Source organism: Streptomyces sp. NPDC005808, from assembly GCF_042871385.1.
Taxonomy (GTDB): domain Bacteria; phylum Actinomycetota; class Actinomycetes; order Streptomycetales; family Streptomycetaceae; genus Streptomyces.
Genome location: NZ_JBIAIK010000014.1, coordinates 212,133 through 227,990 on the forward strand (window position 1 = coordinate 212,133; position 15,858 = coordinate 227,990).

Here is a 15,858-nt window from a genome sequence, read left to right on the forward strand (position 1 = left end):
TGACGACCTCGCCGGTGTGGAGCGGGCCCGTGGCGTGAGCGCCGCGGGCCCGCTTTGTCGTCGCCGACAGGTGCTCTCGCTACCAGTTGCCTTCGCCGGGCACCAGGCGGCCGGCCTTGCGGTACTCCCGTTCGGCGCCGTCCACCAAGTCGGCTGTCGTGACCGGAGTACCGCGTCCGGCGGCCGAGTAGGCCGCGGTGACAACGGCGCTGCGGATGGAGCCGCCGGCGAGTTCGAAGGCGTCGGCGACCCGCGCCGGGTCGGTGTCCGGCGCGCACGGCACCCGGGCCAGGCTGTGCCGCCACAGTGCGAGCCGCTGGCCGGGGTCCGGGAACGGGAAGTCGACCACCAGGTCGAGCCGACGGGTGAACGCCTCATCGATGTTGGCGCGCAGGTTGGTGGTGAGCAGCGCGATGCCATCGAAGGACTCGAGGCGCTGGAGCAGATACGCGCTCTCCATGTTGGCGTGCTTGTCGTGGGAGTCCTTGACCTCGGAACGCTTGCCGAAGACGGCGTCGGCCTCGTCGAAGAGCAGCACGGCGTCGGTGCGGTCGGCCTCGGTGAAGATGCGTTCCAGATTCTTCTCGGTCTCGCCGACGTACTTGTCGACGATCGACGAGAGCTGAACGACGTAGAGATCCAGCCCCAGTTCGGCGGCGACGACCTCCGCGGAGAGCGTCTTTCCGGTGCCGGACTCGCCGGCGAACAGTCCGATGACACCCCGGCCACGCCCGCCGCCCGCGCTGAGCCGCCAGTCGCCGAGAACCTGCTCGCGGTGGCGGGCACGCAGGGCCAGTTCGTGCAGTTGAGCGAGGGGTTTGCCGGGCAGCACCAGGTCGTCCCAGCCGACGTCGGGCCTGATGCGCCGGGCGTGTTGCTCCAGTCCGGAGGCGGACTGCTGCCGGGCGGCGATCCGCAGGTGCGCTGCGGTCACCGAGGTGTCGTCGAAGACGGCGAGGCGCTGCGCGGCCTGCGCGGCCCGCCGGATGCGGTCGCTGCCGAGGCGGTACGGGGCGACGGTGGCGGCGAGATCGAAGCCGAGGGTCGATCCGGCCTCCGGGGCCGGGTTCGGGGTCTGGGTCGGGCCCGGGGTCAAATCCAGATCCGGGGTCAAGTCCAGACGCGGGAGAGGGTCCAGGTTCGCGGTCGGGACCAGGTTCGGGCGCGCGTCCGGGCCCGCGTCCAGGACCGGGTCCGGGTCCAGCGCCGCCGCCCATTCGGTGACCGCGCCCGCGCGCCGCCGGGGCGCTTCCAAGACGAGAGGGTCGCGGTCGCACCACTGCGGGTCGTAGGGGCGAGTCCCGATGAGCAGCACAGGTACCTCGGTGGCGGCCAACGCCCGCACCAGCGCGGCAGGTTGGTCCGGCAGCGGGGAGACGAGGATCGCTGAGCCGCGCAGTCCGGCCTCGCGCAGCAGGTCGGGGACCCGGTCCTCGGGGCCGGAGTAGCGCAGGGCATCGAGCCCCGCCGCCTGCAGGGCGGCCGAGGCGCAGCCGAGCCCGTCGCCCTCGCGGTGTTCGCGGAGGTAGACGGAGACCGGGCCGTCGGCGAGTCGGGCGGCGAGTCGGCGGGTGAACTCCGACTCTCGGGAGGTGTCTTGAGCATCGGGCGGCGCGAGCGGGCGGAGGTGGCCGATGAGCGCCCCGTCCGGGGTGTCGTCGCCGAGGAGATGGGCGACGAGCCGGTCGGGGACGGCCAACGCGCGTCCGAGGAAGGGCCGTTCGGGTTCCTCGACGGTCATCAGGCCGAGCGCGGTCAGCGGTGCGGCGGGGTGGAACCGGGCGCGGGCCTCGGCGAGGTGCCCGGGCAGTCCGCACAGGTCGAGGGCGAGCCCGGTGGTTGCCCGGCGCCTGCTGACGTCGTCGTTGAGATAGCCGTACAGCGGCTCGAAGGAGCGGTCGACATCGGGGGCGAGGGCGGTGAGGAGGATACGAACGTCGAGCTCGGTAAGGCCGAGACGGGCGGCGAGGTCGGCGAGGCGGTCGCGGCCGGCCACCGGCGCCGAGCCGGGCCCGACCGGCTGCTCGTCGTCCGGCGCCGCTTCCCGGCCCGCGGTGCGCAGGACGTGCCTTACGGCCTCCTCGGACAGGTACAGGCCGCGCAGCGGATCACCGGCCGTCGGGTCGCCGGGGCTGCGGTGGTCGACAAGCAGGGCGGCGCGGGCACGCAACCGGTCGAGCCGGAACAGCAGTGCGGCAGCCGGGGGGTGGGCAACGGCGGCCGTCACCTCGTCGCGCTCGGGCAGGATGTGGGTGGTCACTCGGACCGGACCTCCCCGACGGGCTTGGCGGCCTTCGACCGCCTTTCGTTGTTCTCGGGCGTCAGATGCCGTGTCTGGTGCATGCGTTCCTCGGAACCTTCGAGCGAACCGTCGATGCCGCGTACGCGGACCACCGCGCCCTCGGTGACCGGCGGCCCGGCGTCGTACTCGGGGTAGGCCGGGAAGGGCGCGGTGACCACCAGGTCCAGGGACGGCTTGAGTCCGCCGCCGATGGCCGACCAGATCTCGGCCATGGAACGGGCCTCGGACTGGATCCCGGCCACCGACAACGGGACGGACAGGCCCAACGCGGCCAGCGAGGGCGGGAGTTCGTCGGCGGTCAGCATCTCGCGAGGCAAGAGCGTCGCCAACACGGCGGACAGCAGCCGGTGTTCGTCCTGAGGCTGTTTGGTCCAGGCGGTGATCAGGTAAGACAGCCGGAACCAGCGGGGCGGCTGGCGGCGCTTGATGACGATGTCCCGCTCGTCGCGGATGGAGACGGCACCGCGCTGACGGCGGTTGGCATCCTCCCGGATGTCGTACAGGTAGGCGTTGACGGCGGGCCCGTTGCGGCGGGCCGCCCAGTCGTTGGTCGGGGCGTCGAAGAAGACGTCGATGCCGGAACCGGCCAGGGCGCCGCCGCTGAGCAGCCGTTTGAGGACCTCGTCCACCTCATGGATCACCGTCGCACTCCCGCCCTGCCCCGCCGTCGCCACTGGGGTTCGATCGTGCCTTGCGGTGCACCCGCCCTCGCAGGCGCTCAAGGGACGGCGTGCGGGCAGAAGGTGCTGCCCGCACGCGACGTTCGATTGCCCGTTCGGTCAGATGTAGCCTTCCCGGAGGGCATAGGCCACCGCATGTGCCCGGTTGCGCAGATACAACCGGGTGGTGAGTCCGTGCATAACGTTCTTTACAGTGCGCTCTGAGTAGGACAGCTTGCTGGCGATCTCCCCGGTGTCCAGGCCTTCGGCAACGAGCCGCAGGACGTCGATCTCGCGCGGCGCGAGGCCCGACGAGGGGGCGCCGGGCTGGCCCGCCGCGGTGCGGTGCAGGCTGCCCACCTGGCTGATCAGCCGGCCCAGCAGGTCGGCGGGCAGGTCCCCGTCGCCGCGGGCGGCCGCCTGGACCGCCTGCAACAGGCGGTGGGAGGTCGCCTCGTGGCGCCAGACGATGGCTCCGACCCCGCACTCGATGACGTCGAGGAGTTCGCTCTCGCGGAGCACGCCCATCACGAGAACGGCCTTGGCGCCCTCGCTGCGCACGAGTCTGCGCAGCCGCGCCAGGGTGGTCTCGTCGAGGGACTCGCCGACCACCAGGGCGACGATTCCCGGTCCGGTGTCGGTTTCCTCGCGGAGGTCGATTTGCTGGTGCTGCCTCAGCTGGCTGCGCGCGCCCTCCCGGGAGATCGGGTCCGACGCGTGCACCGCCACCGGTATTCGGCGGCCCGGTTCGCGTGTGACGCGGCCGGTGGCCGGCAATGAGCTACGCAACCGTTCCCCCCATGTCCAGGTGCCCGCCACCTCGGTGGGTTCGGTGACGGATGTACGTCCTCCACCCTTCTGTGGCCCATGTGGCTCCCGCAATCGTGGAGAACCACGAGATGCACCACGAGATCTCTCTCGCCCATTCCGTAACAGTGGCCGCCGCCGCTGTGACGTGAGCCTGCCCGGACCCGTCCCACAGAGGGGACGTGCCGACGCGTCCACGACAGGAGGCAGGCATGCCCAGTTCATCGCTGCGTGAGCGCCGGGAGGCCCTGGCGCTCATCGCCGCCGAGGCCGAGCGCGCCCGGTCCGGCACTGGCCGGCTGGTCCTGCTGCGCGGCGCCACCGGCACCGGCCGCACCACCCTTCTGGAGGCCGCCGCCGAGCACGCGGCCGGACACGGCATGCGCGTCCTGCGCGTCCGCTGCTCGCCCGAGGGCACCGGCGCGCCGTTCGCCGCCGTACATCAACTCCTGGGTGTTCCAGTGGAGTCAGCCTCGGATCTCGTGCCGGAATTCGCCTCGGGGTCCACCGAACCCGGCGGGGAGGCGGACGAGACCGGGCGGGCCATCGCGCTCTGGAAGCTGTTGCGCTCGTCCGCGGCCGATGGCCCACTGCTCATCGCCGTGGACGACGTCCACCACGCCGACCCGCCGTCGCGGCGCTGGCTCGCCGAAACCGCCCGGCGCCTGGACCACTTACCCGTCCTGCTCCTCGCGACCGAACGCAGCCAGTACGACGTCGACCCGCCGTCCCCCGGTCTGGTGCACGCGCTGTCCCCCGCGCTCGTCCGCATCCATACACTCGCACCGCTGGACGCCGACTCGGGGGCGGAGCTGGTGCGTTCCGCGCTGGCGGACGCGTGGGGCGGACCCTCCACACCATCTCCGCTCCCTCCCCCGCCCCCTTCACCGGAGTGGGTGGCTGACTGTGTGCGGGCAAGCGCGGGGAGCCCGTTGCTGCTGCGGGCCCTGCTGGACGACGTAGGAAACCAGACGTCCGCCCCCCTGCCCGAGACCTGCGCGGCGCTCTATCCGGGCGCGTACCCCGCCGCGGTGTCCTGGTGGCTGGACAGCGCGGGTCCGGCGACCGCCGAGGCGGCCCGGGTGCTCGCCGCGCTCGACGACGTGCCGGAGGGCGGCGACGCCGAGCTGCTCGCCGAGACGGCCGGGGCCGATCCCGAGCGGGTACGGGGCTGGCTGACCGCCATGACCCGGCTGGGGCTGCTGTGCCCCGACGCCGCCGGGCGGCCCCGCTACGCCCATCCGCTGCTGCGGGACGCGGTGTTGACCGGCTTGCCCGCCGCCCGGCGGCAGGCGGCGCACCGGGCCGCGGGCGAACTGCTGCTGCGCCGCGGCGACCCCGCGGAGGCGGTGGCCCGGCAGCTGCTCAAATCGGGCACCGTCGGCGAGGCGTGGGCGACCGATGCCCTGCTGGACGCCGCGGCGGGGGCCGTCCGCGACGGCCGTACCGACGAGGCGCTGGTGCTGCTGCGCCACGCGCTGGCCGAGCCGATGTCGTCGGCCCGCCGCGCGGAGGTCCTGACGGAGCTGGGTTCCCTGGAGTTCGCCGCCGTGCTCTCCTCGTCCGGAATACCGCGGCTCACCGAGGCGATGCGGCTGCCGGACCTGCCGCAGCATCGGGTGCAGGCGGCGGTGGCGCTGGGCACGGTACTGGCCCGGCGCGGCGAGGCCCACGCCGCGTTCGACCTCCTGCGCAACTTGAAGGGACAGCTGACCGACCACCCCGATCTGCTCCGCACGGTACAAACCGCCTCGGCCCTGCTGGCCGACCACGACCAGACGATCCGCCAGACCGTGTACCGCTGGCTGCGCGAGACCGCCGAGAGCTCACCGCACCTGCTCGGCCCGACCGGCTTCGCCCTCCTCATCCGGTACGAGGCGACAGCGGGCCTCGCCTCGGCGGCCACGGCGATGAAACAGGTCCGAGTTCTGCTGGCCGAGCCGACCGACCCCCTCGCGGAGCCTTACCTCCTGGGCACAGCCGCGGCGGTGGCCCAGTGGGCCGACGAACTGGACGAGGCCCAACGGTTGGTGGAGCGGGGGCTGGCGGGGCAGCGGCCGTCGTTGCTGCACCCGATGCACGCGGCGCTGCTGAACGTGCGGGCCGATATTGCGGCGGCTCGGGGGGAGTTCGGGGAGCTGTTGGCCGGAGCTTGGGACGGGGAGAGGGAGCGAAGCCGAGGAAAAGGGCAGGGGGAAGGGGACAAGGGCGGGGTGTGCCCCGGAGGGGCACCGTGGGCCGGAGAGGGAGCTTCTCCCCGGAACGGCCCGACGAACACACAGGCGCACATACTCCTCGCACTGGTCGAGACGGGCCGCACCACGGAGGCCACACGGCTGGCCGACGGCCTCGACCTACGGGAGGCACACGACTCCTGGGAACTGAACCGCTTCCTGTACGCGCGGGGCGTGGTGCGGGCCGCGGCCGGTGACCACGCGGGCGCACTGGGGGACTTCCTGGGGTGCGGGCGCCGCCAGTCGGCGCGCGATGTGGTGAGCCCGGTCGTGACACCGTGGCGGACGGCCGCGGCAGAGTGCCGTGTCGCACTGGCCCGGCCACGCGAGGCACTGGCACTGGCCGAGGAGGAACTACGACTGGCCCAGGTGTGGAACACTCCACGCCTGGTGGGCCGTTCACTGCGCGTTCTGGGCAGGGCGACGGGCGGCCACCGGGGCCTGGCGTTGGCGGAGGAGTCGGTACGCGTCCTGCGGGACACCCCTGCCGTCACGGAACTGATCCTGGCCCTACTGGCCCAGGCTCGCCAACTCACCGAGTCCGGCGAACGAACCCGCGCCCGAGACCTACTCCGCGAGGCGGCCGACCACGCGAAACGCCTGGGCGTGGTACGCCTGCGCACCCTCGCCGAGGCATCCCTCCGCGAGGGCGGCGCCCGCCGCACGACAACGACCACCCTGACCGCCAGCGAGCACCGAATCGCCGCGCTGGCGGCGGACGGCCGAACGAACACGGAGATCTCGGAGCTGCTGCATCTGGCCCGGCGCACGGTGGAGACTCATCTGACCGGTGCTTACCGGAAGTTGGGGGTTCGGGGGCGGGGAGAGCTGGGGGGTGTACTGGGCCGGGTGAAGACCTCGCCTGACGCTTCCCCTTGATCGAGGACACCTGGAGGCTGGGTCTTGAGGTTCCAGAGGCTGAACAGTGCCAGGTGGGAAGCAAGTCCACGAAGCGGTCCTCGGAGGGGCGCCGGGGCGAGGCGAGCGAGTTCGTGCGGTCGTCGGGCCGGACGGTGACCGCGGTCGACCGGTAGAACGGAATCAACTCGGAATCGTCGCGGGGCCGGGTAAAGAGGGCTCTGTCCGGGGCTTCCCAGCTCACTGTCCGCCGACTTCCGGCCACACCCCGCTCCCGGGCGAGCCCGGCATGCCCTGCCTATCCACCCTCAGGTAGGACAAGGCGAACAATACGCGGGCGCCAATTCGACCCGGCTTCAAGCGGATTCGGACCCCACGGGTTGGCGAATTCGAGAAAGAAATGCTCTGCCCTGCGGAAACAAGGAGCGGCAGACGAGTCGACTGCTGTACGCCGGGTTCTGTCCGAACTGGGAGAATGTCTCCTGCGGCGACGCCGCGGCCTTACCGTAGAGGCGAGGTACCGACCCCGAGGAGAAGCACCAACCGTGCATGACGCACCGATCTACGACCAGCTGATCTCCGAGCGCGGCGACATACCGCTGCAGGCCCGCAACGAAGCCCGCAGGATCCAGCGCGAACTCGACTGGATCGTCAACTCCGGTCCCGCGTCCGGCGGTCTTCCCCCCAGACCCCCCGCCGCCTCGGTCCCGAGCGCCCGCGCCCTTCCCCCGGGATCCGGCTCCACCGGCTGGCTCTCCTGACGTAGCGTCAACTGCGGAGCGCGGTCCCGCTGTTCGCGCGGTCGCACCGAAACCGCCCTAGCGGGCGTTGCCGGGGCCGTCCTCCCGCTCCCCTTCGTCGGTGTCCTTCCCCGACGTACCCGAAAACCCCTGCAGCTCCAGCAGCCCCTTGACCTTCTCGGCGCTGCTGTCGCTGTTCTGGCCGTTCAGGTTCTGGCGGACGGAGTCCAGGATCGTCAGGCCCTGGGCGACCAGGCCCGCGGCGATCTCACCGAGGCCGTCAGCGCCGTTGAGGACATTGACGTTGGCGCCTGCGAGGCCGCCCGCCGCTTCCTTCACGATGAGCGGGAGCTGGTCGATCAGCATCCGGTCGAGGGCGACGCGGTCGTACGACGCGGCGGCCGCGGCCTGGATCTTCATGCGCTCCGCCTCCGCGATGGCGAGCACCCGGATGCGCTCGGCCTCGGCCTCGGCGGGCTTCACGATCTCGGCCACCAGCTGCTGCTGCCGCAACTTGGCGGCGCGCTCGGCCAGTTCGGTCTGAGCGGCGAGCACCTCCTGCTGCGCGTGGGCCTGCGCCAGCGGTCCGGCCTGCGCGGCCTGCGCCTGGGCGCGGTCCACCTCGGCCGAGTACTCCGCCTTCACGATCGCGGTCTGCCGGGCGTACTCGGCCTGGTTGCGCGCGGCGACCTGCTCCGCCTCCACCGAGGCCTGGGTGGCCTGGGCCTGGGCTATCTGGGCCTGCCGCTGGATGGCCGCCTTGTGCGGAGCGGACATGGCCTCGATATAGCCGGTGTCGCCGTCGTCGATCGACTGGATCTGCAGCGAGTCCACGATCAGGCCGATCTTCGCCATCTCGATCTTCGAGGTGTCCAGGACCTCCGCGGCGAGCTTCTGCCGCTCGGTGACGATCTCCTCGACCGTCATCGAGCCGATGATGGAGCGCAGATGCCCGGCGAAGATCCGGCCGGTCAGCACCGACATCTGTTCCTGGTCGGAGAGGAAGCGCTGCCCCGCGTTGATGATGCTCTCCGTGTCGTTGCCGACCTTGAAGGCGATGACGGCACGGACGTGCAGCGAGATGCCCTGCCTGGTGACACAGGTCTCGGTGACTTCGGCCTCGCACATCGACAGCGTGAGGAAGCGGGTCTTGCGGAAGACCGGGAGCACGAACTTGCCGTGCCCCGTCACCACCCGGAAGGGCGCGCCGCCCAGTCCCCGCCTGCCTCCCGAGATCAGCATCGCCTCGTCGGGAGCGGGAACGCGGTAACCAAACATGCTTGTCCTCCTCAGCCGGCGTCGGCGTGGCCGTCGCCCAGTACATCCAGCGGATCGGCCCACTTGATGACGTCGACCGCACGGCAGCCCCGGGACTCGATCACGAGCACCGTCGCTCCCGTCGGCAGGGGCTCCTGGGACCAGGCGAGAAAGGTCTCGGAGCCGCCTCTGACGCGCACCAGGATCTCGCCGGGACCGGCGGTTCCGCGCGTGCCGATGATCAGCTCCCCCGTGCGGCCGATCACGGCCTCATCCTGCACCACCGCCGGAAACCCCCCATCAGTCGGGTTGTCCTGTCGACTGTAGACCTACCGATACTGCTTGGGCAGTTTGAGGCCCCGCTCGGCCAGCAGGCTGCGCAGCCGGTCCGGGTAGTCGGTGATCAGACCGTCGACGCCGTCGTCGATGAGCTTGTTCATGGTGGCCGGGTCGTCGATGGTCCAGGGGATCACCTTGAGGCCGAGACGGTGCGCCTCGTCGACCATGCGAGCGGTGACGTAGGGCACGTAGTCGGGGTCGGTGACCTGGCCGTTCTGCGGGCTGCCGTGAACCGGCGAATAGGCACTCGCGCCGAAGGACCTGACGGCTTCGAGGGGGTCGCCGCCGAAGTCGTCGATGTCGATGCCGCCGAGCCAGGGGGAGGCGCCGGGTCGGCCGACCTGGAGGAAGTCCTTGTTGTCCAGCGCCACCAGCGGCAGCCTTGGCTCCACCTTGTGCATCGCCATCAGGGCGCCCCAGTCGAAGCTCTGGACGGTCACCTGGCGCAGCATGTGGGCCCGGCGGATCTCACGGGCGGTGACCTGCACGAACTGCTCGCGCGGTGCGGTCTCGGTGGGCGCGCCCGCCTCCACCTTCGTCTCGACGTTGAGCTTGACGTCGTGGGCGCGGTAGCTCTTCACCAGGTCGAACACCTCGCGGAGCAGGGGCATCCGGGCGCCGGGAGCCGCCACCTGCTCGGGGAAGGCGGGCAGCGTCAGGGAACCGCAGTCCAGCGTCCTGACCTGGGCGAGGGTGAGGGTGTTCACGTATTTCCCGACGTACGGGTACTGCGGGTCGTCCGGGACAACGGGCGCCGTGTCCTGGCACTTGGTGCCGGTGACCCGCCGGTCGTGGGTCACCACCGCCTGGCCGTCCTTGGTGATCTGGACATCCAGTTCCAGGGTGCTCACGCCGGTCTCCAGGCCGTGGGCGAAGGAGGCGAGCGTGTTCTCCGGCCGCAGTCCGAGCCCGCCGCGGTGCGCCTGCAGGTCGAAGACTCCGGGCTTGGGCCCGTGCCGCTCGCTCGCGCTTGCAGGTGCCGCGAGGACGCCCGCGGTGCAGGCCAGGGCCGCGGTGCGGGCGAGCGTGCCCGTAACGACTGAGGTGCGCCATCCGATCATGAGTGGGCCATCCTTTTCGGTCCGTTCACGGGTCCGTGCCGAATTCGGCCCACAGTATGGAGCGAGGTGGCCTCGCCGGGGAGGGTCCGAGATGGTGGCGGGGCGAAGCCTGGCTTAAATCCAGGCAGTTGGGCACCGCGCATCCCCTCGGACACCCCGCGGCGGCGCTGCTCAGCTCTTGGTGAACTTGTAGGTCATGCTGTCGCTCAGGACGCAGATGCTCGGCGACAGGACGATCACGCGCAGGGTGCTGGTGCGCCGGTCGTAATCGATGCCCTCCGCTTCGAAGGTGCCCGTGCAGCCGCTGCGCAGCGGGAGTTGACGCAGGGCCGTGACGTGACCGGTCACGTTGGTGCTGCCCGGCTCGGCGGACAGGTCGATCTGGAGCAGCGGCTTGGTGATGCCGAAGAGCGTGCCCGCCGGGTCGTCGGACGAGCAGAGCAACTGCGTCGAGGTGACGAAGTCGCAGCCCTGTACGTCACGTACGGCATGGTCGAGCGTGACGGTGGACGCCTGCGGGAGGTTCGCCGAGGGCGAGGTGCTCGAGTTCACGCCCGGCGTCGGGAAGACCAAGAATCTGGTCATGGTGCCGTACTCGCCGTTGACCATCCACGAGCCGCTCGGGGAGATGGTGACCCAGGAGTTGTTCAGCGCCTCCCCGGAGTTGAGCGTGTGGACGTACTCCGACCACGCGCCGCCCGGCGCCTGCACCCGGAACATCTTGGCGGTGCCGCCGTCGGCCTGGTACGGCTCGATGTAGTAGCCGTTGTAGGAGGCGTCCGGGTCGCCGACGTGGTTCCAGCCGCGGGCGTAGACGTCGATGGGTATGGTGCCGACCCCGGTGTAGCGGTTGGGGCTTCCGGCCGGCACCTCGACCGAGGTCAGGCCCTGGCTCTCGGCCAGCGCGTCGGCGCGGTCCGAGCCCACCTCGGTCCAGGTGTCCGCGGCGGCGGCGGGCACGGTGGCGGAGACGGTGAGGACACCGGCCGTGGCGAGCGTGACAAGACCGGCCAGGGCCGCGTGACAACGTTGCCGGGCGAGCATGCGCATGGGGTCTTCTCCTCGGTGGGGGGCGCTGGTTCGGCGCACAGTCTGGCCTGGAACCATGGACATGTACAAACCAATGCAGGGAACGCCAGGCGTCAACTCGGTATCCAGGAAACGGCAGTTACACCTGTGCGACCACGCCGAGTTCTGTACGCGCACGGGACGCGGCCCCGATCGCGACCGCCCCGTTTCCGAGCCCGGCCCGTACGACCCGGACCGGATGCCCGCTGACCGGCGGCTCGGCGGCGAGTGCGGCCCGTATCGATGGCTGGAGCAGATCCCATGCCCCGCTGACTCCGCCGCCGATCACGACCGTCGTGATGTCGGCCAGGCCCGCCGTGATCAGGATCGCGCGCGCCACTCCCGCGCCCGCGGCCTCGTACACGGCGATCGCGTCGGGGTCACCGTCGACCGCCGCCTCCGCGACACCTCGTGCGCTGAGAAGCCGTCCGGTCCGCTCGCCGTAGCGCGCCCGGATCGCGCGGCCGGAGGCGAGTGTCTCCAGGTGGCCGCGGCCACCGCAGGTGCAGGGCAGGTCTCCGAAGCCCGGGACGTGACCCACCTCGCCCGCCGCTCCGTGCGGGCCGTCGAGCAGTTCGCCGTTCAGCCACAGCGCACCGCCGACGCCCGTACCGAGGGTCATCCCGAGCACGAACGCTTCGCCCCTGACCGCGCCCTTGACCGCCTCGCCGCGGAGGAAGGCGTTCACGTCGTTGTCGAGGAAGGCCGGCACGCCGAGCGCCTCCTCCAGGGTCGCTGTCACCGCGAAGCCGGCCCAGGACTTGAAGGAGTCGCTCGCCACGAGGATGCGCCCGGCGCGGCTGTCCACGATGCCGGCGGCGCCGACGCCGATGCCGCGCAGTCGTGCGGGCACCCTGGCCCGGAGGACGCCGAGTGCGTCGAGCGCGGCGCGGACCATCGCCTGCCCGCCCTCGCTCGCCGGTGTCGGCACCTCCGTGGAGTCGACCACGTCGAGGTCGGCCGTACAGAGCAGGACCTGGGTGGTCGTACCGCCGATGTCGACACCTGCGAACACCTCGGGCGCCGGGCCGGCCTCGGAGGCGCTCACGCCTTCACCCCCGGGACGGCCTGCCGTTCCTCGCGCCGGCGGCGTTGCAGGACCGGGTCGGGCACGGGCACGGCGGCGATGAGCCGGCGTGTGTAGTCCGTCCTGGGGTGCAGGAGCGTGGTCGCGGTACTGCCCTCCTCCTCGATGCGCCCGGCACGCATGACGACGACGTGCTGCGCGAACTGCTGTACGACGGCGAGGTCGTGGGACACGAACAGACAGGCGAAACCCAGTTCGTCCTGGAGCTCGGCGATCACTTCCAGTACGGACCGCTGCACGCTCACGTCGAGCGCGCTCGTCGGCTCGTCGGCGACCAGCAACCGCGGATCGAGGACCAGTGCGCGGGCGAGGCTCACCCGCTGGCGCTGGCCGCCCGACAGCTCGCGCGGGCCGCGCTGCGCCAAGTCCCTCGGCAGCCGGACGCGTTCGAGTACGTCCCCGACCCGGGCCCGGCGCTCCGCCGAAGACATACCGCGGCGGTGGACACGCAGGGGCTCTGCGACGCACTCCCCCACGCTCATCCGGGCGTCGAGGGAGGCCACCGGGTCCTGGAGGACCACACCGACGCCGGAGAGCAGGGCGCGGCGGGCCCGCCCCCTGGTCCGGCCGAGATCGGCGCCGAAGAGCGCGACCGAACCGGACGACGGCGACAGCAGGCCGAGGGCGACCCGGGCCGCGGTCGACTTGCCCGAGCCGGACTCACCGACGAGGCCGACGGTCTCGCCGGGCCGGACCGTGAGCGAGACGTCGCTCAGCGCCCGCACCGCCCGCGGTCCGCGGCCGAACCGCACCGACACCTCCCGCAGGTCCACCACCGGGTCGGCGGAAGGCCGAACCTGGACGGGGCTTTCCCGCACCGCTCCCGGCTCGGCGACCGTCAACCGCGGCACCGCATCGAGCAGCCGCTTGGTGTACTCGTGCGTGGGGCGCAGCAGAACTTCCTCCACCGGCCCGGTCTCCACGACCTCTCCCTGGAGCATCACGGCGACGCGGTCGGCGAAGTCCGCCACGACCCCCATGTTGTGCGTGACGAGCAGAACTCCCGTGCCGGAGTCGGCGGCCAGTGCGCGCAGCAGGTCGAGGATCTCGGCCTGCACGGTGACGTCGAGCGCGGTGGTGGGCTCGTCCGCGATGAGCAGGCTCGGCGCGTTCGCGATCGCCATGGCGATGACCACGCGCTGCCGCTGTCCGCCGGAGAGCTGGAAGGGGAACGCGGACGCTCTTGTCTCCGGGTCCGGGATGCCTACGCGGCGCAGGAGTTCGACCGCCTCGCGGGCCGCCTCCTTAAAAGTGAGGGGCCGGTGGTTGCGTACGACTTCGGCTATCTGCGCGCCGATCCGGGTCAGCGGATCGAGCGCTGTCGCCGGTTCCTGGAACACCATCGACGCCGTACGGCCCCGGAGGTCCCTGAGGTCGGCCTCGGCGGTGGCGATCACGTCGGTCCCGTCGACCAGGCAACGGCCCGTGGCGCGGGCGCTGCCGGGCAGCAGCCCCATCGCGGCGAGCGCGACCGTCGATTTGCCGGAGCCGGACTCGCCGACGAGGGCGAGCGTTTCACCGGGCCGCACGTGCAGCGACACATCGCGTACGGCGGGCACGTCTCCCGTCTCGGTCGAGAAGGTGACGCCCAGGTTCTCGATCCGCAGGATGTCGGCGGTCATCCGCGCCCCCGTACGTCGAAGGCGTCGCGCAGGCCGTCGCCGATCGCGTTGAACGCGCAGACGACGACGATGATGGCGAGGCCGGGCGGCACGATGAGCCACCAGCGGCCGGAGTAGGCGGCGGTGAGACCGGCCGACAGCATTCCGCCCCAGTCGGTGGCCGGTGGCTGGACTCCCAGGCCCAGGTAGGACACGTAGGCGACGAGCAGGATGGCGTCCGCGACCTGGAACGTCGCCGCCACCACGATCGTCGAGACCGAGTTGGGCAGGATGTGCCGGGCGATCGCCCGGCCGTGCGTGCCCCCGATGGCGCGGAGGGTCAACACATAGTCCCTGCCCTTGAGGGTGAGTGTCTCGGCCCGGATGAGGCGAGAGGGCACGAGCCACGACACCAGACCGAGGATGAGGACGAGGCCCCAGGTGTCCGGGGTCGTGATGGCGGAGACCACGAGGAGGATGAAGAGCGCCGGGATGGCGATGCCGGCGTCGACGACGCGCATCATGACCGCGTCGATCCAGCCTCCCGCGTATCCCGCGATCGCTCCCCAGAGTGTGCCGATGACGGTCGCGAGGATGCCGGCCGCGAGGCCGACGAGAAGGGACACCTTGCCGCCGAACATGAGCCGACCGAGCTCGTCGTGTCCGACGGCATCGGTGCCGAGCAGATGGGCGCCGCTGGGCGCCAGATTCACCTGTGTGAGGTCCGTGTGGGTCTGGTCGGTCGAGTAGAGCAGCGGGCCGAGGAAGCAGAAGAGCAGGAAGAGCACGACCACGGCCAGTCCCGCCACGGCGAGCTTGTTCCGCGTGAACCGGCGTACGGAGAGGCTGTACCCGGCGACGGTTTCCACGGTCAGTACGGCGCTCATGTCCGGCCCGCCTTCACTCGGGGATCGACGATCCGCTGGACGATGTCGGCGAGCAGGGTGCCGATGACGGTCGCGACGGAGATGACGAGGACGCAGCCGAGCAGGACCGGATAGTCGGAGGACTGCGCGGCGCTCCAGAACAGCAGCCCCATCCCTGGGTAGTTGAAGAGCTGTTCGACCACGAGCGCGCCGCCGAAGAGCACCGGGATGTAGTAGCCGAGCATCGCGATGACCGGCGTGAGCGAGTTGCGGAACACATGCCGCCACAGGATGGCGCGCGGCCGTGCGCCACCGGCCCGCGCGGTCCGTACGTAGTCCTCGGAGAGGTTCTCCAGGGTCGCGGCGCGCATGTACCGGCTGAACACGGCGACCATGGAAGCGGCTCCGGCGACGACCGGCAGGACGAGCGCGTTCGGCTGCGCGAGCACCTGCCCGAGGGTGTCTCCCTGGGGTGCCTGCGAGGGGAACCAGGGCAGGAGTTGGGTGAACACGAGGACCAGCACGAGGCCGAGGAAGTACACCGGGGTCGCGTACGCGACGAAGCTCAGTGTCGTGATGACGTAGTCCGCCGGCTTGTTGCGCCGGACCGCCTGCCACATGCCGAGCGGGATCGCGAGCGCGAGCCCGACCACCGCGGACAGCACGGTGAGGACGAGGGTCTTGGGGAGGCGCTGCTCGATGAGCCGCGACACCGCCTCGTTCAGGGTGAACGACGTGCCGAGGTCGCCGTGCAGGAGGTTGCTCAGGTAGTAGACGTACTGCACGGGCAGTGAACGGTCCAGGCCCTGCTCGTGGTTGAACTGCGCGATCTGCTGGGCCGTGGCCTGCGGGCCGAGGATCCCGCGTGCGGGACCCCCGGGCAGCGCGTGCAGGAGGCAGAAGACGACCACGGTCACGATGAGGATCACGGCGAGGGACTGCAGGACGCGCCGGGCCAGGTAGAGGAGTGTCTCCATGC

13 protein-coding genes are annotated in these 15,858 nt (G+C 71.3%); 2 read left to right on the forward strand and 11 right to left on the reverse strand.

Translation table 11 applies throughout. From position 1 onward, the window contains the following. Positions 1–79: 79 nt before the first annotated feature. From ACFYPC_RS28245 to ACFYPC_RS28255, 3 genes are all read right to left on the reverse strand, one after another. Positions 80–2,260, reverse strand: coding sequence for an ATP-binding protein (locus tag ACFYPC_RS28245; RefSeq protein ID WP_388681686.1), 2,181 nt, complete (start codon positions 2,258–2,260; stop codon positions 80–82). Beyond that, positions 2,257–2,943, reverse strand: coding sequence for a DUF4255 domain-containing protein (locus ACFYPC_RS28250; protein WP_388681689.1), 687 nt, complete (start codon positions 2,941–2,943; stop codon positions 2,257–2,259). Before ACFYPC_RS28250 ends, ACFYPC_RS28245 begins: the two co-directional genes overlap by 4 nt. Before the next feature lie 138 nt (positions 2,944–3,081). Next, positions 3,082–3,750 (reverse strand): response regulator transcription factor, encoded by a 669-nt coding sequence (locus ACFYPC_RS28255; protein WP_388681691.1) that lies wholly within the window; start codon positions 3,748–3,750, stop codon positions 3,082–3,084. Between the two features lie 230 nt (positions 3,751–3,980). Here ACFYPC_RS28255 and ACFYPC_RS28260 point away from each other — a divergent pair, with 230 nt between their 5' ends. Both ACFYPC_RS28260 and ACFYPC_RS28265 read left to right on the forward strand, forming a co-directional pair. Next, positions 3,981–6,881 carry an AAA family ATPase gene (locus ACFYPC_RS28260; RefSeq protein WP_388681693.1) on the forward strand — a complete coding sequence of 967 codons (2,901 nt, stop codon included), beginning with the start codon at positions 3,981–3,983 and terminating at the stop codon, positions 6,879–6,881. A 524-nt stretch (positions 6,882–7,405) separates the two neighbouring features. Continuing rightward, positions 7,406–7,621: a hypothetical protein gene (locus ACFYPC_RS28265; RefSeq protein WP_388681696.1), complete on the forward strand. Its 216-nt coding sequence runs from the start codon at positions 7,406–7,408 to the stop codon at positions 7,619–7,621. 57 nt (positions 7,622–7,678) lie between these two features. Here ACFYPC_RS28265 and ACFYPC_RS28270 read toward each other — a convergent pair whose 3' ends face one another. The 8 genes from ACFYPC_RS28270 to ACFYPC_RS28305 form a co-directional block, all read right to left on the reverse strand. After that, on the reverse strand, positions 7,679–8,878 hold the full coding sequence (locus ACFYPC_RS28270) for an SPFH domain-containing protein (protein ID WP_388681699.1): 1,200 nt from the start codon (positions 8,876–8,878) through the stop codon (positions 7,679–7,681). Positions 8,879–8,889: 11 nt separating this feature from the next. After that, entirely contained in the window at positions 8,890–9,141 is a 252-nt protein-coding gene (locus tag ACFYPC_RS28275) for a hypothetical protein (RefSeq protein ID WP_388681702.1), read from the reverse strand. 45 nt (positions 9,142–9,186) lie between these two features. Then, positions 9,187–10,257 carry a glycerophosphodiester phosphodiesterase gene (locus ACFYPC_RS28280; protein WP_388681704.1) on the reverse strand — a complete coding sequence of 357 codons (1,071 nt, stop codon included), beginning with the start codon at positions 10,255–10,257 and terminating at the stop codon, positions 9,187–9,189. 171 nt (positions 10,258–10,428) lie between these two features. Continuing rightward, on the reverse strand, positions 10,429–11,307 hold the full coding sequence (locus ACFYPC_RS28285) for a hypothetical protein (protein ID WP_388681707.1): 879 nt from the start codon (positions 11,305–11,307) through the stop codon (positions 10,429–10,431). 118 nt (positions 11,308–11,425) lie between these two features. Continuing rightward, a complete protein-coding gene (locus ACFYPC_RS28290) occupies positions 11,426–12,340 on the reverse strand; it encodes an ROK family protein (protein WP_388681779.1) in 915 nt (304 codons plus the stop codon). 29 nt (positions 12,341–12,369) lie between these two features. After that, positions 12,370–14,034: a dipeptide ABC transporter ATP-binding protein gene (locus tag ACFYPC_RS28295; protein WP_388681709.1), complete on the reverse strand. Its 1,665-nt coding sequence runs from the start codon at positions 14,032–14,034 to the stop codon at positions 12,370–12,372. Further along, entirely contained in the window at positions 14,031–14,900 is an 870-nt protein-coding gene (locus tag ACFYPC_RS28300) for an ABC transporter permease (protein WP_388681712.1), read from the reverse strand. The genes ACFYPC_RS28295 and ACFYPC_RS28300 overlap by 4 nt, the downstream gene beginning before the upstream one ends. After that, complete coding sequence (locus tag ACFYPC_RS28305; RefSeq protein ID WP_388681715.1) at positions 14,897–15,856, reverse strand: ABC transporter permease; 960 nt, start codon at positions 15,854–15,856, stop codon at positions 14,897–14,899. The genes ACFYPC_RS28300 and ACFYPC_RS28305 overlap by 4 nt, the downstream gene beginning before the upstream one ends. Positions 15,857–15,858 lie beyond the last annotated feature (2 nt).

Bases quoted from the DNA above. Each gene is read 5' to 3' on its own strand.
- ACFYPC_RS28270 (WP_388681699.1), bottom strand. From the start codon at position 8,878: ATGTTTGGTTACCGCGTTCCCGCTCCCGACGAGGCGATGCTGATCTCG.
- ACFYPC_RS28280 (WP_388681704.1), bottom strand. From the start codon at position 10,257: ATGATCGGATGGCGCACCTCAGTCGTTACGGGCACGCTCGCCCGCACC.
- ACFYPC_RS28260 (WP_388681693.1), top strand. From the start codon at position 3,981: ATGCCCAGTTCATCGCTGCGTGAGCGCCGGGAGGCCCTGGCGCTCATC.
- ACFYPC_RS28300 (WP_388681712.1), bottom strand. From the start codon at position 14,900: ATGAGCGCCGTACTGACCGTGGAAACCGTCGCCGGGTACAGCCTCTCC.
- ACFYPC_RS28305 (WP_388681715.1), bottom strand. From the start codon at position 15,856: ATGGAGACACTCCTCTACCTGGCCCGGCGCGTCCTGCAGTCCCTCGCC.
- ACFYPC_RS28285 (WP_388681707.1), bottom strand. From the start codon at position 11,307: ATGCGCATGCTCGCCCGGCAACGTTGTCACGCGGCCCTGGCCGGTCTT.
- ACFYPC_RS28295 (WP_388681709.1), bottom strand. From the start codon at position 14,034: ATGACCGCCGACATCCTGCGGATCGAGAACCTGGGCGTCACCTTCTCG.